General features: G+C 62.8%; 18 protein-coding genes, 2 tRNA genes, 3 rRNA genes and 1 pseudogene. 17 read left to right on the forward strand and 7 right to left on the reverse strand.

The window, feature by feature from the left end; all coding sequences use genetic code 11:
• The first annotated feature begins 192 nt into the window (after positions 1–192).
• From SALB1_RS08245 to SALB1_RS08260, 4 genes are all read left to right on the forward strand, one after another.
• A complete protein-coding gene (locus SALB1_RS08245) occupies positions 193–2,121 on the forward strand; it encodes a DUF4105 domain-containing protein (RefSeq protein WP_158590683.1) in 1,929 nt (642 codons plus the stop codon).
• Positions 2,121–2,699, forward strand: a complete 579-nt coding sequence (gene ampD, locus SALB1_RS08250; RefSeq protein ID WP_199678734.1) for a 1,6-anhydro-N-acetylmuramyl-L-alanine amidase AmpD — start codon at positions 2,121–2,123, stop codon at positions 2,697–2,699. The genes SALB1_RS08245 and ampD overlap by 1 nt, the downstream gene beginning before the upstream one ends.
• The gene (ampE, locus tag SALB1_RS08255) at positions 2,690–3,577 is read left to right on the forward strand and encodes a regulatory signaling modulator protein AmpE (protein ID WP_109993429.1); all 888 of its coding nucleotides are present in this window, start codon (positions 2,690–2,692) and stop codon (positions 3,575–3,577) included. Before ampD ends, ampE begins: the two co-directional genes overlap by 10 nt.
• Before the next feature lie 87 nt (positions 3,578–3,664).
• Positions 3,665–4,474 carry an inositol monophosphatase family protein gene (locus SALB1_RS08260; RefSeq protein WP_255414527.1) on the forward strand — a complete coding sequence of 270 codons (810 nt, stop codon included), beginning with the start codon at positions 3,665–3,667 and terminating at the stop codon, positions 4,472–4,474.
• A 21-nt stretch (positions 4,475–4,495) separates the two neighbouring features.
• Here the strand turns inward: SALB1_RS08260 and SALB1_RS08265 are convergent, their stop codons facing one another.
• A complete protein-coding gene (locus SALB1_RS08265; protein WP_109995345.1) occupies positions 4,496–5,173 on the reverse strand; it encodes an HAD family phosphatase in 678 nt (225 codons plus the stop codon).
• A gap of 195 nt (positions 5,174–5,368) precedes the next feature.
• Here SALB1_RS08265 and SALB1_RS08270 point away from each other — a divergent pair, with 195 nt between their 5' ends.
• The 3 genes from SALB1_RS08270 (at position 5,369) to bfr (ending at position 6,833) form a co-directional block, all read left to right on the forward strand.
• Positions 5,369–5,854 (forward strand): RNA pyrophosphohydrolase, encoded by a 486-nt coding sequence (locus SALB1_RS08270; protein WP_109993430.1) that lies wholly within the window; start codon positions 5,369–5,371, stop codon positions 5,852–5,854.
• A 115-nt stretch (positions 5,855–5,969) separates the two neighbouring features.
• A complete protein-coding gene (locus SALB1_RS08275) occupies positions 5,970–6,191 on the forward strand; it encodes a (2Fe-2S)-binding protein (protein ID WP_109993431.1) in 222 nt (73 codons plus the stop codon).
• 144 nt (positions 6,192–6,335) lie between these two features.
• Entirely contained in the window at positions 6,336–6,833 is a 498-nt protein-coding gene (gene bfr, locus SALB1_RS08280; protein ID WP_109993432.1) for a bacterioferritin, read from the forward strand.
• An 81-nt stretch (positions 6,834–6,914) separates the two neighbouring features.
• Here the strand turns inward: bfr and SALB1_RS08285 are convergent, their stop codons facing one another.
• Together SALB1_RS08285 and SALB1_RS08290 are read right to left on the reverse strand one after the other, a co-directional pair.
• The gene (locus SALB1_RS08285) at positions 6,915–7,343 is read right to left on the reverse strand and encodes a CopD family protein (RefSeq protein WP_109993433.1); all 429 of its coding nucleotides are present in this window, start codon (positions 7,341–7,343) and stop codon (positions 6,915–6,917) included.
• Positions 7,344–7,437: 94 nt separating this feature from the next.
• Positions 7,438–9,228, reverse strand: a complete 1,791-nt coding sequence (locus SALB1_RS08290) for a chloride channel protein (RefSeq protein WP_158590684.1) — start codon at positions 9,226–9,228, stop codon at positions 7,438–7,440.
• Positions 9,229–9,315: 87 nt separating this feature from the next.
• On the opposite strand from SALB1_RS08290, the gene argC reads away from it, so the two are divergent.
• From argC to SALB1_RS19870, 3 genes and pseudogenes are all read left to right on the forward strand, one after another.
• A complete protein-coding gene (argC, locus tag SALB1_RS08295; protein WP_109993435.1) occupies positions 9,316–10,356 on the forward strand; it encodes an N-acetyl-gamma-glutamyl-phosphate reductase in 1,041 nt (346 codons plus the stop codon).
• Positions 10,357–10,438: 82 nt separating this feature from the next.
• Positions 10,439–10,807: an iron-sulfur cluster insertion protein ErpA gene (gene erpA, locus SALB1_RS08300; RefSeq protein WP_109993436.1), complete on the forward strand. Its 369-nt coding sequence runs from the start codon at positions 10,439–10,441 to the stop codon at positions 10,805–10,807.
• Between the two features lie 107 nt (positions 10,808–10,914).
• Positions 10,915–10,983 (forward strand): annotated as a pseudogene (locus SALB1_RS19870) (iron-sulfur cluster insertion protein ErpA); the annotation flags it as partial.
• Between the two features lie 370 nt (positions 10,984–11,353).
• On the opposite strand, the gene SALB1_RS08315 reads toward SALB1_RS19870, so the two are convergent.
• Both SALB1_RS08315 and SALB1_RS08320 read right to left on the reverse strand, forming a co-directional pair.
• A complete protein-coding gene (locus SALB1_RS08315) occupies positions 11,354–12,511 on the reverse strand; it encodes an anhydro-N-acetylmuramic acid kinase (protein ID WP_109993437.1) in 1,158 nt (385 codons plus the stop codon).
• A complete protein-coding gene (locus SALB1_RS08320; protein ID WP_109993438.1) occupies positions 12,511–13,971 on the reverse strand; it encodes an OapA family protein in 1,461 nt (486 codons plus the stop codon). Before SALB1_RS08320 ends, SALB1_RS08315 begins: the two co-directional genes overlap by 1 nt.
• Positions 13,972–14,311: 340 nt before the next feature.
• Between SALB1_RS08320 and tyrS the strand changes: the two genes are divergently transcribed.
• Positions 14,312–15,535 carry a tyrosine--tRNA ligase gene (tyrS, locus tag SALB1_RS08325; protein WP_109993439.1) on the forward strand — a complete coding sequence of 408 codons (1,224 nt, stop codon included), beginning with the start codon at positions 14,312–14,314 and terminating at the stop codon, positions 15,533–15,535.
• An 89-nt stretch (positions 15,536–15,624) separates the two neighbouring features.
• Here tyrS and SALB1_RS18745 read toward each other — a convergent pair whose 3' ends face one another.
• On the reverse strand, positions 15,625–15,834 hold the full coding sequence (locus SALB1_RS18745) for a hypothetical protein (protein WP_145961282.1): 210 nt from the start codon (positions 15,832–15,834) through the stop codon (positions 15,625–15,627).
• Between the two features lie 257 nt (positions 15,835–16,091).
• Between SALB1_RS18745 and SALB1_RS08330 the strand changes: the two genes are divergently transcribed.
• From SALB1_RS08330 to SALB1_RS08355, 6 genes are all read left to right on the forward strand, one after another.
• Positions 16,092–17,633 (forward strand): 16S ribosomal RNA (locus SALB1_RS08330).
• A gap of 91 nt (positions 17,634–17,724) precedes the next feature.
• Positions 17,725–17,801, forward strand: a tRNA-Ile gene (locus tag SALB1_RS08335).
• A gap of 21 nt (positions 17,802–17,822) precedes the next feature.
• A tRNA-Ala gene (locus SALB1_RS08340) sits at positions 17,823–17,898 on the forward strand.
• 148 nt (positions 17,899–18,046) lie between these two features.
• Positions 18,047–20,941, forward strand: a 23S ribosomal RNA gene (locus SALB1_RS08345).
• Between the two features lie 68 nt (positions 20,942–21,009).
• A 5S ribosomal RNA gene (rrf, locus tag SALB1_RS08350) occupies positions 21,010–21,125 on the forward strand.
• Together the 16S, 23S and 5S rRNA genes with 2 tRNA genes alongside form the textbook arrangement of a ribosomal RNA operon.
• Before the next feature lie 129 nt (positions 21,126–21,254).
• Complete coding sequence (locus tag SALB1_RS08355) at positions 21,255–21,923, forward strand: HNH endonuclease (RefSeq protein WP_255414529.1); 669 nt, start codon at positions 21,255–21,257, stop codon at positions 21,921–21,923.
• Between the two features lie 74 nt (positions 21,924–21,997).
• On the opposite strand, the gene SALB1_RS08360 is transcribed toward SALB1_RS08355, so the two are convergent.
• Positions 21,998–22,678 carry a DUF4197 family protein gene (locus SALB1_RS08360; protein ID WP_109993440.1) on the reverse strand — a complete coding sequence of 227 codons (681 nt, stop codon included), beginning with the start codon at positions 22,676–22,678 and terminating at the stop codon, positions 21,998–22,000.
• Positions 22,679–22,686 lie beyond the last annotated feature (8 nt).

A 22,686-nucleotide genomic window follows, 5' to 3' on the forward strand; every position in this document is an offset into this window, starting at 1 on the left:
GTTGCCGGCCTTGCCGGCGCGGCATCGCGCGCCACCCCCGACTCGTCGCGATCCGCCGCGCGTCGCCCCGCGAACGCGCCAAGCGGATGCATGGTGCGCTGTGGTCCGCCGGCTTCAGCGCTCGATCGATCGGCGGTCGGTCGGTTGAAAGTGACGACTGCGGTGCGCCTCGGGCGGCGGTGTCGGCAGGGCGTGGCAGCGACGCTGTTTGCCGTGCTGTCACTGGTTGCCGGCACCGTCGCCGCGCAGGTGCCGGGCGGCGAACTGCAACGGCTCCAGGCGCGCGCCGCGAGCGCGCACCTGGCGGCGACCGACGAATGGCATGCGCTGTTGCATTACGAACCGAACTGGCTGCACGGCGGCGTCCACAGCGAAGTGGCCTCCAGTTGGTTCTTTCTGGCCGCCGACGGCCGCACCGACCCGGCGGCGGAACTCGGCGCCACGCTGGCCGGGTTGTTCTCGAAGCGGCCGATCGGCCCGCGTCAGTTGCCGGCGTACTGCCTGTTCGTCGCGCGCCGCAAGTTCCTGGTCAAGGCGCTGGATATCGATACTTCGCATCTGCCGGTCCACGACTGCCCCGGTTATCGTCGCTGGCGCGCCTTGATCGCACCGTCTTCGGCGAGCCTGGTTTTTCCCACCGCGTTTCCGAACAGTCCCTCGTCGATGTTCGGCCATACGCTGTTGCGCATCGATTCGTCCCGCAAGGGCCCGGGGACCGAGTTGTTGTCGTACGCGGTGAATTTCGCGGCGGCCGCGCCGCAGGGCAAGCGTGGCCTCGGGTTCGTCTGGAAGGGGCTGACCGGTGGCTATCCCGGTGTGTTCGGCCTGTTTCCGTATTACAAGAAGGTCAAGCAATACGCCTGGATCGAGAATCGCGATGTCTGGTCGTATCCGCTGAACCTGACCCGGGCGCAGCTGTCGCGTCTGGTCGACCATGTCTGGGAGATGGACCACGTCCATTTCGTCTACTACTTCCTGAACAAGAACTGCGCTTACCAGCTGTTGAGCCTGCTCGATGTCGCCCGGCCGCATCTGCATCTGACGCGCCAGTACAACTGGTATGCGATTCCATCCGATACGATCCGGTCGCTGGCGGATGTCCCCGGTCTGATGGGGCCGGCGACCTATCGGCCGTCGATGGAAACGACGCTGCGCTGGGAGACCGAGCAACTCTCGCCGGCGGCGCAGGCGTTGGCGCGCCGGATCTCGCGGCGCGAACTCGCGCCGGATGCGCCGGCCGTGCAGGCGCTGAAGCCGGAACGTCGGGCGGCGGTGCTGGAAGTCGCCTACGACGCGTTGAACTACCAGTTGTCGAGCAAGGAAGTGAAGGCGGCGGTGCCCGGCCGGTCCGGGCGCGACTATGCCAATCACATTCTCGCCGTGCGCGCCTCGATTCCGCGTCGTTCGCCATTCGGACGCGTGCCGGCGCCGAAGATCTCGCCCGAGGACGGGCATCGCTCGCTGCGCGTGAATGCCTCGGGCGTGTATGCCGACGGCCGTTTTTCGCTCGGCTTTCGTATCCGGCCCGCCTATCACGATCTGCTCGACAATCCGGGCGGTTACACGCGCGGGGCGGCGATCGATTTCGCCGACATCGGGCTGCGCCTGGATCCGAGCGACGGTCGCGTCCGGCTCGACGACATGCGTTTGCTGTCGATTACTTCGTTGTCACCGCGCAATGCCTGGTTCAAACCGGTCTCGTTCACGGTCGATACCGGCCTGCGGCGCCGGCCGTCGGCCCATGTGTTCACCGATGCGCGCAATGATCTCGGTTACTACTTGCAGGGCGGGCCGGGGCTGGCCTGGGGCGGGCGCGATCTGATCGGTTATACCTTCGGCCTGATGTCCTTCGACGCCAATCCGGGATTGCAGCCGGCGTGGGCGCTGGGCGCCGGCGGCAGCGCCGGACTGCTGGCTTATCCCGTGCCGGCTGTCCAGTTCAAGGCCGAGGCCGGCTGGCTGCAATACGCCGCCGGCGCGGATGGGCACTATGGCTGGGCGACGCTCGGCGCACAGGTGCCGATCGTGAATAATTTCGCTTTTCGTTCCACCGTCGGCTATGAAAACACCCGGATAAGTGATGGTCTGCGCGTGGATTTCGGCATTCAGGCTTATTTCTGATGGACAAACCCGGCACCCGACTGCGGATTGACCAGCACGGCTGGCTGTGCGGCGTACGCCGTGTGGCCTCGCCCAACCACGACGCACGCCCGGCGGGCATCGCTGTGGATACGCTGGTGGTCCACGGGATCACCCTGCCGCCCGGGCGCTTCGGCCATGGCCAGGTCGATGCACTGTTCAGCCACACGTTGAATCCGGCTGCACACCCGTTCTACGCCGGGATTGCGCATCTGCAGGTGTCCGCGCACCTGCTGGTTGAGCGCACCGGCCGGCTGACTCAGTACGTTGGTTTCGACGATCGGGCCTGGCATGCGGGCCTGTCGCGATTCGATGGCCGTGAGCGCGTGAACGATTTCAGCGTTGGTATCGAGCTGGAGGGGACCGACGCCTGCCCCTACGCGCCCGCCCAGTATCGCGGGCTGGCGGCTGTCACCGCCGCGCTTTTGCTTCATTATCCGGGCATGAATCGTTCGCGCATCGTCGGCCACGGTGATATCGCCCCGGGTCGCAAGACCGATCCCGGGCCGGCATTCGACTGGGCCGCCTTCAACCGTTTACTGGATCGCGCATGCATCTGATCGTGATCGTGGTCGCGCTGCTCATCGAGCGCACGCTGGGCCAGCTCACGCGCTGGCGGCAGGTCAATGCGTTCGCGGCCTACGTGCGGTTGATCGAGCGCACCCGCATCGGGCGGCTCTGGCTGGCGCGGCCGGCTGGCGTGGCGGTCATTCTGCCGCCGCTGATCGTCGTCGGCGCAGCGCAATGGGCGGTCGATACCCATCTCTGGCTGGGCGCCCAGCTTCTTTTCGGACTGGCCGGCCTGTTGATCAGCCTGGGCCCGAGAGATCTGTGGGAAGACGTGTATGCGCTGGCCCACGCGCGCACCCAGGCGGCCCACGACGAAGCCGAGGCGCGTGCGATCGCGCTGTGCCGACGGGCGACCGGGCGCCGTTCCGCCGATGTCACGGCGCCGACCATTCTCGGCGCGGTGCTGGTGCAGGGGCACGAACGCGTGCTTGGTGTGCTGCTGTGGTTCTTCGTTGCCGGGCCGACCGGGGCGCTGTTCTATCGGCTGGTGCGCGAGCTGCCGGCCCTGGCTGCGCGCGATCCAGCAACCCGGGCCACCGCCCGCGTCGCTGAATACGTGCACGGCATTGCCGCCTGGATCCCCGCGCGCATCGTCGCCGTGATCTATGCCATCGCCGGCCAGACGCGGCACGGGGTCGCCGCCTGGCGGACGGCGCGCGCGACGACGCATGTCAGTGGCGTGGCCAGCTGGCGGCTGCTGGCTGCGGTGGGGCGTGGCGCCCTGGGCGAAACCGGCACCGACGCCGCGGGCATGCCGGCTGAGCGCTTCAACCAGGCCCTGATCGATGCGCTGTCGTTGATCTCGCGGGCAGTGCTGATTCTGCTCGCCGTATTTGCCGCGTTCACGCTGGCGGGCGTCCTGCGTTAGGGCGCGGCAGCTGGCGCGCGTCGGTCGGTCGCACGAAACGGCACCAAGCCCTAGCATAAGCCCCCTATATTCAACCAAGGAGAGACCGTGGCTGAGGATCTGAGCCGTTATCTGGAGACCGCGATCGAGGCGGCGCGCGCCGCTGAGGCCGTGATCAATCGGTACTATCACGGCGATTTCGAGGTCGAACGCAAGGCCGATGCATCGCCGGTCACCATCGCCGACGTGGAGTGCGAGCGCGCCATCAAGCGCGTGTTGTCGGACGCGTTTCCGGATCATGGCTTTTATGGCGAGGAACTCGGCCGCGAGTCGATCGACGCCGATTATGTCTGGCTGATCGATCCGATTGACGGCACCAAGAGCTTCGTGCGTGGTTATCCGTTCTTCTCGACCCAGATCGCGCTGCGGCACCAGGGCGAACTGATCGTGGGCGTATCCAATGCACCGGCCTTCGGTAACGGCGATATGGCCTGGGCGGCGCGCGGGCAGGGTGCGTTCCTCAACGGCGAGCCGATCCATGTGTCGGCCGTCGACGAGATCGCCGAAGCCAGCCTGTCGCTGGGCAACATCGCCGCGCTCGGCGCGTCGCCGGCCTGGGCGAAGATTGGCGAGTTGGCCGGCGACGCCCATCGCATCCGGGGCTACGGCGATTTCTACCACTACCATTTGCTGGCCAGTGGCGCGATCGACGCGATCATCGAGTCGGATCTCAACATCCTCGACATCGCCGCGCTCACCGTGATCGTGCGCGAGGCGGGGGGCGATGTCACCGAACTCGGCGGCGGCCCGATCGATCTGGAGTCGTGCACTGTCATGGCGACCAATCGGCAGCTCCGGCCGCAGCTTGTGCCCTACCTGGCCGCGTGGGACGAACAGCGCGACGCGCCGGGCGGTTGATCGGTCCACCGGCAGGTCTGCTCAGGCGAGCGTCGGCATGGTCTCGCCGCGCAGACTGATCACCGGCCAGCCGGCTTCATGCGCCGCCGCCGCGAGCCGCTCGTCAGGGTCGACCGCGACCGCGCGGTCGGCCCACCGCATCAGCGGCAGGTCGTTGTGTGAATCGGAGTAGAAGGTCACGTGCTCGGGTTGAATGGACAGCGCCGCCAGGAAACTGCGGGCGCGCGTGATCTTGCCCTCGCGATAAGACGGGGTGCCGGCGATGGCGCCGGTATACGCGCCGTCGACGATCTCCGGCTCGGTTGCGATCAGGTGTTCGACCGCCAGCAATTGCGCGATCGGTTCAGTGACGAATCGATTCGTGGCGGTAATGATCGCGATCAGATCCCCGCGCTGGCGGTGAAAATCGATCGCCGAAGCCGCATGACGAGCCACGATCGGCGCGATTCGCCTGGCCACGAAGCGCTCGCGCAGCGCGGCCATGCGCGTCGCCGACTCCTGGATCAGCGGTTGCAGCACGAAGCGCTGATACGCATGGATATCCAGTACGCCGGCCTCGTACTGGGCCCTGAAAGTGTCGTTCGCGCGTGCGAACGTCGATTGGTCGACCACGTCCTCGTCGACCAGGAAACGGCCCCATTCATAATCGCTGTCGCCAGCGAGCAGCGTATTGTCGAGATCAAAAAAGGTCAGTCGCACGTCGGCGCCCCGGCTGGAAATGAAATGGCAGACATCCAATGATGACGCCTGCATGGAGCCGTGGGAAGCGACCGAAGTAGAGCACAATAGAATTGCGCCCGGCCAAGCATGGCTTCCGTCGATTCAGCCTGTGTTTTTTCGTTTCTTGCGATTTTATGAAAGAATTGATTCAGTAGTTTTACCGAGGGTGGCGTCGTGATTGATGCACAAGGGTTCCGAGCGAACGTCGGCATCATCTTGAGCAATCAGCAAGGCAAGGTGTTCTGGGCCAAGCGCATCGGCCAGCAGTCGTGGCAATTCCCTCAAGGTGGTATCCGCGAAGGTGAAGCGCCGCGGGCGGCACTGTATCGGGAGCTGGAAGAAGAGGTCGGGCTGCGGCCCGAGCACGTGGAGATCGTCGGCGCGACCCGCAGTTGGTTGCGTTACCGCCTGCCCAAGCGCTATATCCGGCGCCATCGACAGCCACTATGTATCGGCCAGAAGCAGAAGTGGTTCATGCTGCAACTGCTTGCGCCCGAGTCCTGCGTGCGCTTCGATGCCACGGAAAAACCGGAATTCGACGGTTATCGCTGGGTCGATTACTGGCACCCGGTCGATGAAGTCGTGTTCTTCAAACGCCAGGTTTACCGCCGCGCGTTGGACGAACTGGCCAGCTATCTGAATACGGGCGCAGCTTCCTGACCGGGGCGACAGCGAATCCCACGCGGGCGGGAAATCGCCTGGCAGCGACGGGGCCGAAATTCGTAGTTGACAATAATTCTCATTAGCGTTGTACTGCGCGTCGGAGGTAACGCTCATGTACGTTTGTGTGTGCAACGCGGTCACTGACTGCCAGATTCGCCAAGCCTATTGCGAAGGCGCCTGCAGCATGCGCTTGCTGCGCCAGAAACTCGGCGTGGCCGGTTGCTGTGGCCGCTGTGCGCCCTGCGCACGTGACCTGCTCGTCGAATGTCGCCAGGAGCGCGACCGCGCGGAGGCCATTGCCGCCGCCGAAGCGCCCGCGGCCGCGACCGCCTGATTCATCGTCTTCGGAACGCCTGCCGGCTGCCCGGCACGGATCGCAACAACGCCACGGCGGCCGGCAGCGAACACGTGCTTCGTTTGTATGCCAACCTGACCTCCGCTAACCTTGACTGGAGTTCAGGCCGACACAGGACGAGCAATGAAAGGCGATGCGACCGTAATCAAGTACTTGCAGGATGCGCTCAAGCTGGAGCTGACCGCGATCAACCAGTATTTCCTGCATGCGCGCATGTACGAGGACATGGGCTTCTTCGAGCTCGGCAAGCACGAGTACAACGAGTCGATCGAGGAAATGCAGCACGCGGATCGCTTCATCAAGCGCATCCTCTTCCTCAATGGCCTGCCCAACCTGCAGGACCTGGGCAAGCTGCGCATCGGCGAGAAGCCGCAGGAAATGCTCGAATGCGATCTCGCCGCCGAATACGAGGGCCACGCCCACTACAAGGAGGCCATCAAGGTCTGCGAGGAAGCGGGCGATTACGCCACGCGCGATCTGTTCGTCGAGATTCTCTCCGATGAGGAGGAACATATCGACTATATCGAAACTCAGCTCGACCTGATCAAGAGCATGGGTGAAGCGAACTTCCTGCAGTCTCAGACCGGTGCGAACATCAACCAGACGCCGGACGCCGAATAAGCGACGGCATGGCTCTGCCGGCCCGGCAGAAAACCCGCCGCGGGTTGCTCGCGGCGGGTTTTTTCATGTCGGCAGCGGCGCTCAGAACGGCTTGATGAAGATCAGCAGCATGATCAGCAGCAGAATGACCGCCGGCACCGCGCCCATCATGCGATAGAACGCCGGTGTCCCGGTGGCCCGCTCTTCACGCAGCTTTTTGGCCTGGACCTGACACCAGCCGTGGTAGCCGATCAACACCACGACCAGCGCGAGCTTGGCGTGGAACCAGCCATTGGCGGCGATCCAGCCGCCGCCCAGCATCGCCAGCATCCAGACACCGAACGCAATCGTTCCCAGTGCGGCAATCGACATCAGCATCGATAGCTGACGTTCCAGCGCGCTGAATCGACCGCGGTCGGCCGTGCCCCGCGCCTCGGCGTGCGCGGCGAACAGCCAGGGCAGACAGAGCAGCCCGGCGAGCCAGGCCACCATGAAAGTGACGTGGAAGGCCTTGATCCATAGAAAAAGCATGCGGTAACTCCTGCAGCGTGTGGGTGGCTCGGGCGATCGGGCCATTGTATCGGCCGTTGGTCGCCGATGGTTCGGCCGCGACCCCGCGTCGCGGTCAGCGGCGGTAGGTCGCGGCCACCGCATCCGGCGTGAGAATGCCGTAGGGCGTCGGCCGGCGGTCGCTGAGCGCGCTCGCGCGTTGCACCACCAGAGCCTCGGCTTCGGTCGATTCGAACTGATCGTAGGCCTCTTGAAGCGTCGCGCGGACGTCGATCGGATAGGCATCGGCGCGGCGGGCCGGGATATTCATGAGATCGATTTCGCGGTCCGCGTCGCCATCGTCCTCGGCCAGCATGCGTTGGAGCGCGTCGGGGCGCATGAGCTGGGCGCGGCCCTCGGACGGCCGGATCAGCAGCCAGTCGATGCCGGTCTCGAGCGCGTCGGCGACCGCGCCTCGTGTGGTCTTCGCATCGAGCACACGGAAGCGTCGGTTCATGGTATTCAGCACACTGGCACGGCGCAGGTACTGCGACACCGGGTCGTTGCGATAGTCCAGTCCGCGGCGGCGCAGCAACAGTCGGAATATGGAGTCCGACACCGCGATCCGGCGCGAGACGACCAGCGCGGCAATGATCACCAGCATGCCCGGCAGCACCATGTCGGTCTGCCCGGACAGTTCCAGCACCGCCACCAGCGCAGACAGCGGCGCCTGCAGCACCGCGGCCATCATCGCGCCGATGCCGAGCAGGGCGTACAGCCCGGGGCCGCTGATCGGGATCGGCAGCACACCGGCGGCGGCGGTGCCAAACGCGCTGCCGAGCGCGGCGCCGCAGACGAACATCGGCAGGATGACGCCGCCCGGAATCGCCGTGGCGACGGCGAACAGCGTGGCCACCAGCTTGGCCAGGCCAATGCCGAGCGATAGGGTGGCGCCGTAGTCGCCGTCCAGCGCGCGGTTCACGGTGTCGAAGCCCAGGCCCATGATCTGTGGAAAGACAGTGGCGAGAATGCCCGTGACCAGGCCGGCCGATGCCATGCGCAGGCTGATGCGCACCTTGGCGAGGTGCGGCACGATCTGACCGACCAGGCGGGTGAAGCCGCCGCCCAGCGCACCCAGCGCCAGCCCCATCGCCGTCATGGCGGGCAGCTCGGCGGCATGGAAATGCTCGGCGGCGCTGATCAGGCCGGGGTGTACGTTAGGCAGGTTCAATGTCACCAGGGAACCTGTTACCGCCGCCAGGATGATCGGCGCGAAACCGGCGATGGTGTATTCCATCATCACCACTTCCATGGCGAAGATTACGGCCGCCAGCGGGGTATTGAACGACGCGGCAATACCGGCGGCCGTGCCGCAGCCGACCAGGGTGCGCACGCTGTTATTGGGCAACGACAGCCGCCGGGCCAGCCAGCTGCCGGTGAACGCGCCTGCATGCACCGCCGTGCCTTCGCGGCCGACCGACTGGCCGGTGGCGATGGAGATTGCCGAGGCGGCCAGATCGACCAGCGCCGCGCGCAGCGGCAGCAGGCCCTGGTAATACATCAGCCGCTCAATCACGTGCACGATGCCGTTCTCGAGCGGTTTGCGGCGCCATTCGACCAGCAGGCCGAGCGCGAGTGCGCCGAGAATCGGCGCCGTCAGACGGAAGGCGAGACCGGATGCCACGAACGTGGACTGGTGGTCGCCGAAGGCCGCGAACAGTGGCCATTGCAGGACCTGAATCAGTCCGTAGAGCACGAGGATCGCCGAGCCCGCCAGGCCCCCGGTCGCGGCGCCCATCAGGCAAAGCAAGCCCAGTCCCGGTGTGTTTTCGATGTCGGCAAGCTGGCTGCGCCAGCGCTCGGTGCGGCGGGACCAGACCTGCCGGGCTTGCCGGCGCCAATGCGAGAGTCGGGACCTGGGCGGCATACGGGTTTGGCGATCTCCCCGGCTGGGGTTCGTCGAATTGCGGGTGTAGTATGCGGCTACACTTTTCACGGTGACAGCGATCGCGTCATGGCAGGCAGGCAGAAAATAGGTCTGGTGGGCGGCACGGGTTATGCCGGGGCCGAGCTGCTGCGGCTGTTGTCGGCCCATCCCGACGCCGAGATCGTGACCGTGACCTCGCGCAGCGCGGCCGGCACCCCGGTAGCCGAGGCCTACCCTCAGCTGCGCGGCGTGGTCGACCTCGCCTTTGCGACCCCGGATTCCGGCCCACTCGACGAATGCGATGTCGTGTTCTTCGCCACGCCACACGCCGCGGCCATGCACGACGTTCCGCGGCTGCTCGCGGCCGGCGTGCGCGTTATCGATCTGTCCGCCGATTTCCGCCTGCGCGACGCCGCACTCTGGGCGCAGTGGTACCACACCGAGCATGTTGCCCCTGAGCTGATCGAGCGCGCGGTTTATGGCCTGCCCGAACTCGGCCGGCGCGAGGCGATCGCCGCGGCCGATCTGGTCGCCTGCCCGGGCTGTTATCCGACCGCGGTCCTGCTGGGGTTCAAGCCGTTGCTGGATGCCGGCATCGTGGACCCCGACCGGCTGATCGCAGACGCCAAGACCGGTGTCTCCGGCGCTGGCATGAAGCTCGCCCCGGGTTTCCTGTTTGCCGAGGCCACCGATTCATTCAAGGCCTATGGCGTGTCGGGCCACCGGCATCTGCCGGAGATTCGACAGTTTCTCGGTGAGCTGGCGCAGCGCGACGTGGGGTTGACCTTCGTTCCGCATCTGGTGCCGATGGTGCGTGGCATCCATGCGACACTGTATGCGACCCTGGCCGGTGAGGTGGATTTGCAGGCGCTGTATGAACAGGCCTACGCGGACGAGCCGTTCATCGACGTGCTGGCCGCTGGCGGCACGCCCGAAACACGCCATGTGCGCGCGACCAACATGTGCCGCATCGCTGTGCATCGCCCGCTCGAAGGCGATCAGGCGGTGGTGCTCTCGACTCTCGACAATCTGGTCAAGGGCGCGGCCGGACAGGCGGTGCAGTGCTTCAATCTCATGATCGGCGCGCCCGAAACGCGGGGGCTCACCGCGACCGCGCCCGTCCCTTAAATTTTTCTGCCATCTCTTGAAAACCCGCGCATCGCACTGATGTCGTATGATAGTTATCGCGGGTTCGACACGGACAACGCTTATGAGTACTGCCACTGAAACCATCGATCAGGATGCCGACCAGGCGGCGCTGGTCTTCACTGACGCGGCCGCCCTCAAGGTGAAGGAGCTGCTGGAAGACGAGGACAACGATGCCCTCAAGCTGCGGGTGTTCGTCTCCGGCGGCGGTTGTTCGGGCTTCCAGTATGGTTTCACCTTCGACGACAACATCGAGGAAGGCGATACGCTGATCGAGAAACAGGGCGTGACGCTGCTGGTCGACCCGATGAGCGTGCTCTACCTGATGGGCGCCGAAATCGATTTTTCGGATGGGATCGAAGGCGCGCAGTTCGTGATCCGCAATCCGAACGCTACAACCACCTGCGGCTGCGGCAACTCGTTCGGGGTATAAACCCGACCTGCGCGCCTTCGCCCCCTTGAGGGGGCGATTCGCCGCAGGCGAATGGGGGAGATAAAAATCCCTCAGGCTTGCGCGAGCAAGCCCCGCGCGGATGCGCGGCGCAGTTCGTGATCCGTAATCCGAACGCTACAACCACCTGCGGCTGCGGCAACTCGTTCGGGGTATAAACCCGACCTGCGCGCCTTCGCCCCCTTGAGGGGGCGATTCGCCGCAGGCGAATGGGGGAGATAAAAATCCCTCAGGCTTGCGCGAGCAAGCCCCGCGCGGATGCGCGGCGCAGTTCGTGATCCGTAATCCGAACGCTACAACCACCTGCGGCTGCGGCAACTCGTTCGGGGTATAAACCCGACCTGCGCGCCTTCGCCCCCTTGAGGGGGCGATTCGCCGCAGGCGAATGGGGGGAGATAAAAATCCCTCAGGCTTGCGCGAGCAAGCCCCGCGCGGATGCGCGGCGCAGTTCGTGATCCCAGTCCCGATGCCATCACGCCCCGCGGCTGCGGGAACGTCTTCGCCGCGGACCCGGCCACGAGGGTCGGGCTATATCCGTGGCGCGGCCGGCGGTGCAGCGTGCCAGCCGCCCAGCACCGCCAGCCCGCTTGCTCCGGTCACGCCCGGAGCATTGCCGGGCCGGCCGAGCAGGCGCTGACGCGCCAGCCAGGCGAATGCGAGGGCCTCGATCCAGTCAGGATCAAGGCCCAGTTGTGCCGTGGTTTCGACCGGGCGCGGGGCGGCCAGCGCGGCGATGCGTGCCACCAGATATCGGTTGTGCACCCCGCCGCCGCACAGGTACAGCGTCTCCTTGCCCGGGCCGAACCGGTCCACGGCGTCTGCGACGGTGATGGCCGTCAGTTCGCACAGGGTGGCCTGTACATCCGCCGGTGTGGGTGTGCGCCCGAGCGTGGCCACACGCCGATCCAGCCAGTCGAGCCCGAAGTACTCGCGCCCGGTGCTCTTGGGCGGTTCACGATGAAAATAGTCATCGCCCAGCAGGTGCGCCAGCAGTTCGTCGTCGACGCGCCCCGATGCCGCCCAGGCGCCGTCGGCGTCGTGACTGTGGCCGCGGTGACGCTGGATCCAGGCGTCCATGAGGCCATTGCCCGGACCGGTATCGAAGCCGCGGATCGCCGTCGGATCGGCGTGGGCGTCGCTAGGCAGCAGGGTGATGTTGGCGATGCCGCCGATATTCACCGCCACCCGGTTGGCATCGGGGGCGGCGAACAGGGCGCGATGGAACGCGCAGACCAGCGGCGCGCCCTGGCCCCCGAGCGCGATATCGGCGTTGCGGAAATCGGAAACGACGGCACAGCCCGTGTCTGCAGCGATACGCGGGGCAGCGCCGATCTGCAGGCTGAAGGCCGGTTCGGTGTCCGGCGCGTGCCAGATGGTCTGGCCGTGGCTGCCGATCGCGGCGATCTGCGACGCTGTTAAACCGGCCTTGGCGATGGCCGCGTTCGCGGCGCTGGCGAACCAGTGTCCGACCGCCTGATCGAGACGCCCGAATTCGAGCAGGCTCACGCGCCGATCGGCGTCGGACAGGGTCAACAGTTGCTCGCGCAGGCCCTGCGGCGGCGCTTCGCTATGTGTGGTCAGCATTTCCGGGCGATCGGACGGGCCGGCGAAGCGGGCCACGACCGCGTCGACCGCGTCCACGCTGGTGCCGGACATCAGCCCGACATAGCAGTCAGGGCCGCTCATCAAGGCGAATCCGCGGCTGAGGCCATGTGGACCCGGGCGTTATCGGTCATGTCGTCGAGTTTTGCGATGAGAGCGGCGTCCCGGGCCTTGAAGGCGGCCAGTTGATGGCCCTGTAGCGGCGGCGCGCCGGGCAGGGGGACGGTTTGTGGGTTGCGCGGTCTGCCGTCGACCCGGAATTCGTAGTGTACGTGCGGGCCGGTGGCGAGCCCGGTCATGCCGACATAGCCGATGGTCTGGCCTTCCCGCACCCGGCTGCCGACGTGCAGGCCGCGGGCAAAGCGCGACATATGCGCGAATCGCATGGTGATGTGCCGGTTGTGGCGGATGATCACCACGTTGCCGTAACCGCCGCGCCGGCCGCGGAAGATGATCCGACCGTCACCGGTGGCATGAATGGGCGCGCCTTCGGGGGCGGCGTAATCGGTGCCCTCGTGGCGGCGGATGCGATGCAGGATCGGATGCATGCGGTTGAGATTGAACGGCGAGCTGATACGGGTGTACTGCACGGGTGCCCTTACGAATGCCGGGCGCATGGGCCGCCCGTTGGGGCGGTAGTACTCGCTGTGGCCGTTGTCGTCGGTGTAGCGCACGGCGCGGATGACCTGCCCGTTGTTGATCAGGGCTGCGGCGGCGATGGGTCCCGTCCCGATCTGCTTTTGCTTGTCGTAAAGCGTGTCGTACACAGCGATGAAGCGGTCACCCGGCTGAATATCGCGGGCGAAATCCACATCCCGTGCAAAGATGTCATGCAGGCTGGCGGCCTGCCGGTCGGTCAGACCCGCAGCGAGCGCATCCCGATAGAAGCTGTGACGAATCGCGCCGCTGACCGATGTTTGTCGGTGTTCGGCCGACCGCTCGGCCAGGGTCGCGGTGAAGCCGTCATCGCTGCGACGCACGCTGAGATGGTGCAACGCATCGACCGTGTAGCGGATTGCCTGGACACGGCCGGTGTCGTCGGCCTTCACCTCGAGCACGTCGCCGGCCTGCAGGCCGCGCGTGAAGTAGTGCCCCAGATGCGGCATGTGCGCGATGCGCAGTGAATCCATGTACGACAGCCCGTGCCGGGCGAAGGCCAGCGACAGGGTGTCGCCGCTGGCGATGGTGACGCGTTGCCAGTCGGGCTTGGCGTCGTTCGGCTGATTCGGGCCATGGGTCAGCGAGGCGGCGGGCGCGAATGCCAGCTGGACCGACCGTGCCGGCGGCCGCGCCCGGGCCGTATCAAAGGCCCGGCTGAAATTGACCGGCATCGCATGGGCCGGCTCGACTGGCTGCACGTGGACGCGTGCCACCGTCGGTGCCGTGGCCTCGTCAGCCGGCGGAGCGTCTGTCGGGGTGGTGAGATACCAGGCCAGGGCGGCTGCCACCGGCACCAGGGCGACCGGCGCCCAGGGCCGCCAACGCGGCGATTTCTGCGGTGTTTCGCGCAGCCACAGATAATCCCGATCGACAAACTTGCCCATGGCTTCCCGTCGTTGCGCTGATCCGAGCGTGCTGCCGACGTGCGCTGCGGCCCCGCAGTCACACCGCCGAATTGGTCATAAAAGAGCACAATCACCGGGGCTTAGCAACTCCGCGCATGTCACGCTCGTCGGCGTGTGATCCGCGATCGTATCCAGGGCCGGCGCCGGCGGGGCGACGGGCCCGGGAAGCGACAATCGAGCGTACCGCGCGTTGCCGTTTGCCCGTGCCGGGGTGCGACCGTGCCCGCGGCGTCTCGGCGTGCGGTTCGAGGGGCGCCGGTGCGGTCTCGCATGAAATGGCGACAGGCCCTAGACTTGGCGCGCAACCGAGACCAGATAGATGGAGCAGGCGTTGACGAGTCAAGACTGGGCCGAGATCGTGCGCGGGGCGGATGAGATCATTCCGGAAGCCGAATTCCGGGAGCGGTTTGAGAAGGCGAGCGCCAGCGGTGAGCGGCTGGTGATCAAGGCCGGCTTCGATCCAACAGCGCCGGATCTGCATCTCGGGCATACGGTTTTGCTCAACAAGCTGCGCTGGTTCCAGGACATGGGTCATGACGTGGTCTTCCTGATCGGCGACTTCACCGGCATGATCGGCGATCCCACGGGAAAGAATGTCACCCGCAAGCCGCTCACCGAGGCCGAGGTCGCGGCCAACGCGCGCACTTACGAGGCCCAGATCTATCGAATTCTCGACCCGGATCGCACCCGCGTCGTGTTCAACTCGAGCTGGCTGAACGCATTCTCCGGCGCGGACATGATCAAGCTGGCCGCCAAGCACACCGTGGCTCGAATGCTCGAGCGCGACGATTTCCACAAGCGTTATCAGTCCAACCAGCCCATCGCCATTCACGAATTCCTGTATCCGCTGTTGCAGGGGTACGATTCAGTGGCGCTCGAGGCCGATCTCGAACTCGGTGGCACGGACCAGAAGTTCAATCTGCTGATGGGGCGGCATCTACAGCAGATCTACGGCCAGAAGCCGCAGGCCGTTCTGACCATGCCGCTGCTCGAAGGGTTGGACGGCGTGAACAAGATGTCCAAGTCGCTCGGCAACTATGTGGCAATCGACGAAGCGCCGAACGAGCAGTACGGCAAGCTGATGTCGATATCCGACGAGCTGATGTGGCGCTACTTCGAGCTATTGTCGTTCGAGCCGGCCGACACCATCGCTCGTTATCGGCGCGAGGTCGACGCCGGGGCGAATCCGCGCGATTACAAGTACAAGCTTGCCGGCGAGATCGTGGCCCGCTTCCACGGCGATGCCGCGGCGGCAGATGCCCATGAGGCATTTGTGTCGCGTTTTCAGCAAGGAGTCGTGCCCGAAGACCTGCCGGTGACCCCGGTGAGCGTCGACGGCGGCGGGCTGCAGATGGCGGCGCTGTTGGTCGCGGCGGGGCTGACCCAGAGCAACGGCGAGGGCATGCGCCTGATCAAGCAGGGCGCCGTCCGGCTGGACGGCGAACCGGTCAAGAATGCCCGGCACACGCTGCATGCCGGCCAGACCTGTCTGCTCCAGGTCGGCAAGCGTCGAATTGCGCGCGTGCGCCTTGAGGCCTGTTGAGGCCACGCGGCAAGAGCTCGGTATGACGGGCGTTTTGCGCCTGTTGCAGAATTATTTCAGAAAACTTGTTGACACTTATCGACGAAGGTCTAGAATGCGCCCTCTCGCAACGCAGCAAGCCTTTTGGACGGTGCCACGGCGCCGGGGTTGAACGCGAAGCGGGCCAGTTTTCCGGGACGTCTTTTAGAAGGTGGATCGGCAGGCTGGGGCAGCGAATCGAAGAAAAAAGCATTTGCTTGATTCGGTTGATTTGTTGCAGACTGGAAGGCCGCCTTGGGGCGGTGCTGAAAGTCGGTCAACGACGATTTCGAATGATTCGAAAAAGGAGTTGACAGGGTGTTGGAACGGCGTAGAATACGCGCTCTTGCAACGCTTCAGGCACCGATTAAGCGAATCGCTTGATCGGAGCAGATGGCAGATCTTTAACAACTTGTAAGTGACTTGTGTGGGTGCTCCTGTGGGGTGGCGTTAAGCCAAGCCCTATAGAGCATCCAAAGCATAAAGCTTGGGATGACTCGCACGATTGGATCAATCGTGCACCAGTTGAGAAGTAATTAAACTGGAGAGTTTGATCCTGGCTCAGATTGAACGCTGGCGGCAGGCCTAACACATGCAAGTCGAGCGGTAGCAGGAGGTGCTTGCACCTTGCTGACGAGCGGCGGACGGGTGAGTAAAGCGTAGATATCTGCCTTTTAGTGGAGGACAACCTGGGGAAACTCAGGCTAATACTGCATAATCTCTACGGAGCAAAGCGGGGCTCTTCTACCCTCGCGCTAAAAGATGAGTCTACGTCTGATTAGCTAGTTGGTGGGGTAACGGCCTACCAAGGCGACGATCAGTAGCTGGTCTGAGAGGATGATCAGCCACACCGGGACTGAGACACGGCCCGGACTCCTACGGGAGGCAGCAGTGGGGAATATTGGACAATGGGCGCAAGCCTGATCCAGCCATGCCGCGTGTGTGAAGAAGGCCCTAGGGTTGTAAAGCACTTTAAGCAGGAAAGAAAAGCGCCGGTTTAATACACCGAGCGTATTGACGGTACCTGCAGAATAAGCACCGGCTAACTCCGTGCCAGCAGCCGCGGTAATACGGAGGGTGCGAGCGTTAATCGGAATTACTGGGCGTAAAGCGAGTGCAGGCGGTCGCGTGTGTCGGGTGTGAAAGCCCAGGGCTCAACCTTGGAATTGCACTCGAAACTGCGTGACTAGAATATGGTAGAGGAAGACGGAATTCCACGTGTAGCGGTGAAATGCGTAGATATGTGGAGGAACACCAATGGCGAAGGCAGTCTTCTGGGCCAATATTGACGCTGAGGCTCGAAAGCGTGGGTAGCAAACAGGATTAGATACCCTGGTAGTCCACGCCGTAAACGATGAGAACTAGACGTTGGTTGACATAGTCGACCAGTGTCGCAGCTAACGCGTTAAGTTCTCCGCCTGGGGAGTACGGCCGCAAGGTTGAAACTCAAAGGAATTGACGGGGGCCCGCACAAGCGGTGGAGCATGTGGTTTAATTCGATGCAACGCGAAGAACCTTACCTGCCCTTGACATCCTGCGAACCCTTTGGAGACGAAGGGGTGCCTTCGGGAGCGCAGTGACAGGTGCTGCATGGCTGTCGTCAGCTCGTGTCGTGAGATGTTGGGTTAAGTCCCGCAACGAGCGCAACCCCTATCCTTAGTTGCCAGCATTAAGTTGGGCACTCTAAGGAGACTGCCGGTGACAAACCGGAGGAAGGTGGGGATGACGTCAAGTCATCATGGCCCTTATGGGCAGGGCTACACACGTGCTACAATGGCAAGTACAAAGGGTTGCGAACCTGCGAAGGGGTGCCAATCCCATAAAGCTTGTCCCAGTCCGGATTGTAGTCTGCAACTCGACTACATGAAGTCGGAATCGCTAGTAATCGCAGATCAGCAATGCTGCGGTGAATACGTTCCCGGGCCTTGTACACACCGCCCGTCACACCATGGAAGTCGGCTGCACCAGAAGTGGCTAGTCTAACTCTTCGGAGAGGACGGTCACCACGGTGTGGTCGATGACTGGGGTGAAGTCGTAACAAGGTAGCCGTAGGGGAACCTGCGGCTGGATCACCTCCTTTAGAGAACGGCTTTACGTTGTCCCATGGGAGTGCCCACACAAGTCACTTACACGTTAGCGGTCAGTCATGGCGGCGTTGCCGCGATAGCTTTGGGTCTGTAGCTCAGTTGGTCAGAGCGCACCCCTGATAAGGGTGAGGTCGGAAGTTCAAATCTTCCCAGACCCACCAGTTTTCAGGCGTGTCGACCTCGGGGCTGTAGCTCAGCTGGGAGAGCACCTGCTTTGCAAGCAGGGGGTCAGCGGTTCGAACCCGCTCAGCTCCACCATTCGAGATCAGAACAAACGAGGGATCGTTTGTTGTGATTTCGATCACCGCTCTTTAACAATCGGATTGTAATCGAACACTGTATTCTTTTAGCGAAGAATATATGAGTTGCTCATAGACTTTAAGCGCGGAAGCGCTTGAGGTTATATGACCAAGTGACCAAGCGCACACGGTGGATGCCTTGGCGACAGAAGGCGATGAAGGACGTAGCAGCCTGCGATAAGCTTCGGTGAGTCGGCAAACAGACTTTGACCCGGAGATTTCCGAATGGGGAAACCCACTTGCTGAGAGGCAAGTATCCCATGGTGAATACATAGCCATGGGAGGCAAACTCGGGGAACTGAAACATCTAAGTACCCGAAGGAACAGAAATCAATTGAGATTCCCTGAGTAGCGGCGAGCGAAACGGGACCAGCCCTTAAGCTTCGATTGTTCTAGTGGAAGTGTCCAGGAAAGGCACGCCATAGAGGGTGAAAGCCCCGTACACGAAAGAGCGTTCGAAGTGAAATCGAGTAGGACGGAGCACGAGAAACTCTGTTTGAACATGGGGGGACCATCCTCCAAGGCTAAATACTCTCTGTCGACCGATAGTGAACCAGTACCGTGAGGGAAAGGCGAAAAGAACCCCGGTGAGGGGAGTGAAATAGAACCTGAAACCGTGTGCGTACAAGCAGTCAGAGCCTGTCTTCGGACGGGTGATGGCGTACCTTTTGTATAATGGGTCAGCGACTTACTTCTCAGTAGCAAGCTTAACCGGATAGGGGAAGCGTAGGGAAACCGAGTCTTAATAGGGCGACGAGTTGCTGGGAGTAGACCCGAAACCGGGCGATCTATCCATGGTCAGGGTGAAGGTCGGGTAACACCGACTGAAGGCCCGAACCCACTAATGTTGAAAAATTAGGGGATGAACTGTGGATAGGAGTGAAAGGCTAATCAAGCCCGGAGATAGCTGGTTCTCCTCGAAAGCTATTTAGGTAGCGCCTCGTGTATGACTGCCGGGGGTAGAGCACTGTTTCGGCTAGGGGTCTCATAAGAGATTACCAAACCGAGGCAAACTCCGAATACCGGCAAGTTTAAGCACGGGAGACACACTGCGAGAGCTAACTTCCGTAGTGGAAAGGGAAACAACCCAGACCGCCAGCTAAGGTCCCCAAGTCATGGCTAAGTGGCAAACGATGTGGGAAGGCACAGACAGTCAGGAGGTTGGCTTAGAAGCAGCCATCCTTTAAAGAAAGCGTAATAGCTCACTGATCTAGTCGGCCCGCGCGGAAGATATAACGGGGCTAAAGCCATGCACCGAAGCTGCGGACTTGCAATTTATTGTAAGTGGTAGAGGAGCGTTCCGTAGGCCGTGAAGGTGAACCGTGAGGTTTGCTGGAGGTATCGGAAGTGCGAATGCTGACGTGAGTAACGATAAGGCAGGTGAAAAACCTGCCCGCCGAAAATCCAAGGTTTCCTGCGCAACGCTATTCGGCGCAGGGTGAGTCGGCTCCTAAGGCGAGGCCGAAAGGCGTAGTCGATGGGAAACGGGTTAATATTCCCGTACCTCGCTTAACTGCGATGGGGTGACGAAGAAGGTTAGGCTGGCCGGGTGATGGTTATCCCGGTTTAAGCTTGTAGGCAGGTCTTCCAGGCAAATCCGGAAGGCTAATGTCGAGAAGCGATGACGAGTGCCCAAGGGCGCGAAGCAGTTGATACCACGCTTCCAGGAAAAACCTCTAAGCTTCAGGTTAAGCAGACCGTACCCCAAACCGACACAGGTGGATAAGGTGAGAATCCTAAGGCGTATGAGACAACTCGGGTGAAGGAATTCGGCAAAATGGTACCGTAACTTCGGGAGAAGGTACGCCCCTGTTAGGTGAAGGCCCTTGCGGTCTGAGCTGAAAGGGGCCGCAGAGACCAGGTGGCTGCGACTGTTTACTAAAAACACAGCACTCTGCTAACACGTAAGTGGATGTATAGGGTGTGACGCCTGCCCGGTGCCGGAAGGTTAAATGATGGGGTTAGCTTCGGCGAAGCTCTTGATTGAAGCCCCGGTAAACGGCGGCCGTAACTATAACGGTCCTAAGGTAGCGAAATTCCTTGTCGGGTAAGTTCCGACCTGCACGAATGGCGTAACGATGGCCACACTGTCTCCACCCGAGACTCAGTGAAATCGAAATTGCTGTGAAGATGCAGTGTTCCTGCGGCAAGACGGAAAGACCCCGTGCACCTTTACTACAGCTTTGCACTGGATCTTGAATATTTTTGTGTAGGATAGGCGGGAGGCGATGAAGCGTTGGCGCTAGCCGGCGTGGAGCCACCCTTGAAATACCGCCCTGAAATGTTCGAGGTTCTAACCTGGGTCCCTTATCGGGATCAGGGACAGTGTATGGTAGGTAGTTTGACTGGGGCGGTCTCCTCCTAAAGAGTAACGGAGGAGTGCAAAGGTACCCTCAGCACGGTCGGAAATCGTGCAACGAGTGTAAAGGCAAAAGGGTGCTTGACTGTGAGACCGACGGGTCGAGCAGGTACGAAAGTAGGTCTTAGTGATCCGGTGGTTCTGTATGGAAGGGCCATCGCTCAACGGATAAAAGGTACGCCGGGGATAACAGGCTGATTCCTCCCAAGAGTCCACATCGACGGAGGAGTTTGGCACCTCGATGTCGGCTCATCACATCCTGGGGCTGAAGCAGGTCCCAAGGGTATGGCTGTTCGCCATTTAAAGTGGTACGCGAGCTGGGTTTAGAACGTCGTGAGACAGTTCGGTCCCTATCTGCCGTAGGCGTTCGAGATTTGAGAGGATCTGACCTTAGTACGAGAGGACCGGGTTGGACGTACCTCTGGTGTTCCGGTTGTCACGCCCGTGGCATTGCCGGGTAGCTACGTACGGAAGGGATAAGCGCTGAAAGCATCTAAGCGCGAAGCCCACCTCAAGATGAGATCTCGCTAGCTCCTTGAGAGCTCTTAAGGGTCGTCCGAGACGAGGACGTTGATAGGCCAGGTGTGTAAGTGCGGCAACGTATTCAGCTTACTGGTACTAATCGCCCGTGAGGCTTGGTCATATAACGCTCAAGCGCTTTTGCGCCGAGCCAAAGCAGTGTTCGATTACAAACCCGATTGTTCCAGTTTGCCTGGCGGCCATAGCGAGTGGGAACCACCCGAACCCATTCCGAACTCGGAAGTGAAACCGCTCAGCGCCGATGGTAGTGTGGGGTCTCCCCATGTGAGAGTAGGTCACCGCCAGGCTCCAAATAAAAAGCCCCGTCGCTCACGCGTCGGGGCTTTTTTTATGCAGGTGGCCTGCGCGCAGCCCATCTCTCGTCTCCTTGCCCAGCGCCCGCTGTTACGCCCACCGGTCATGAGCGTGCCGCGCGCATGATTGCGCGGGTCACGATCTTTCCGGTACAAGAAAGAAGTGTTGACAAGCGATGTCCGCCCGGAGTGGCCGGTTGCGGCGAAAGGAGGTCGCACTTCGTGTTGGTGATACCACGCATTCTGAAACTCGATGCCGGCGGTCTACCCGTGGAGTGGGTGGATTGGCGCGAAGCCGTAAGCCTGTATTTCACGGACAAGATCGCCTGGGAAGCCGGTAGCGAGAAGATTGTTTTGCGGGGCGGGCGATCGCGCGAAACGGGGGCGCGCAGCGAAATCGCCATCGATTCCATCATCGCGGTACGCGATCGTTCGCACCGGTTCACGCGTAACCTGGTGCCGACGCTGACGCGCCGTGAATTGTTCCACCGCGATGGCGGGCTGTGCCTATACTGCGGCACGCAATTGAGCTTTGCCCAGATGCAGATCGAACATGTGGTCCCGAGGTCGAAAGGCGGCGAACATGCATGGTGCAACGTCGTCTCCACCTGTGAGCCGTGCAACCGCTACAAGGACGACCGAACACCGGAGCAGGCCGGCATGAAGTTGTTGGCGTTGCCGTACGAGCCTAATCTGGCGGAATGGCTCATTCTGGCCAATCGTCGCATCCTCGCCGATCAACAGGCGTTCCTCGAGCGCCTGGCGCCGCGTCGTGTGCGGATGGCGAGTTAGCGCCGCTGACGGGCAGCGCCTCGGCCGGCGCCGGCAGGGCACAAGGGCCCGTCTCAAGATCCGCGCTAGGTCGGTTAGCCGAAAATGCGCGCCTGTTGCGGGCCGGCATGGGCCGCCGGGCCGCGGCGGATAAGATATTCCTGCCGTGCCATCGCATCGAGCAGCGCGTCGACCGTTTGGCTCGCGATGTGATCGGCCAGCAGGGAATTCGGCGCGCTTGTCTTCGACTCGATCTGGCGCCAAGGGGCGCGTGTCACCATGGCATAGGCGCGGGCCGCGATAGGCGCCAATGCGCAGCGCAGGTACTGGCTGGCGTGATCGGCGAGAAATGTGGTGGCGGCCGGGGCGCCATGCTCGAGCAGTACCTGAGGATCGGGGATGTGGAGTGCGTTGATCGCTTCGCGTAAAACAGGGCCGGCCTGGCTCGCGGTATTTTCGGCGGCGCTTGCGATGTGGGCGACACGGATATCCTGACCCGCCGGGCCGTGCATGGCCGGCAAACGACCGAGGGGCCGATGTGGGCCGAAGCCACCCGGCGCGCCGAGTTCGAGGGCCGCCGCGCTGGCGCCGTCGGTCAAAATGCACTTCAACCCGCTCGCCATGTCGTCGCGCCCGACACGTCGGGTGCGCGAGGTGCTCTCGGGCGGCGGCGCGGCCATGGCCCGCTCCATCCGCGCGCCCAGACCGCTGGCCTGGGCTCCGGTGACGAAGGTGAGCAGACTGGAGGCTAGAAGTCCGATCGCAAAACATCGCATCGCGTCTG

Origin of the sequence: Salinisphaera sp. LB1 (genome assembly GCF_003177035.1) — a bacterium.
Classification (GTDB): domain Bacteria; phylum Pseudomonadota; class Gammaproteobacteria; order Nevskiales; family Salinisphaeraceae; genus Salinisphaera.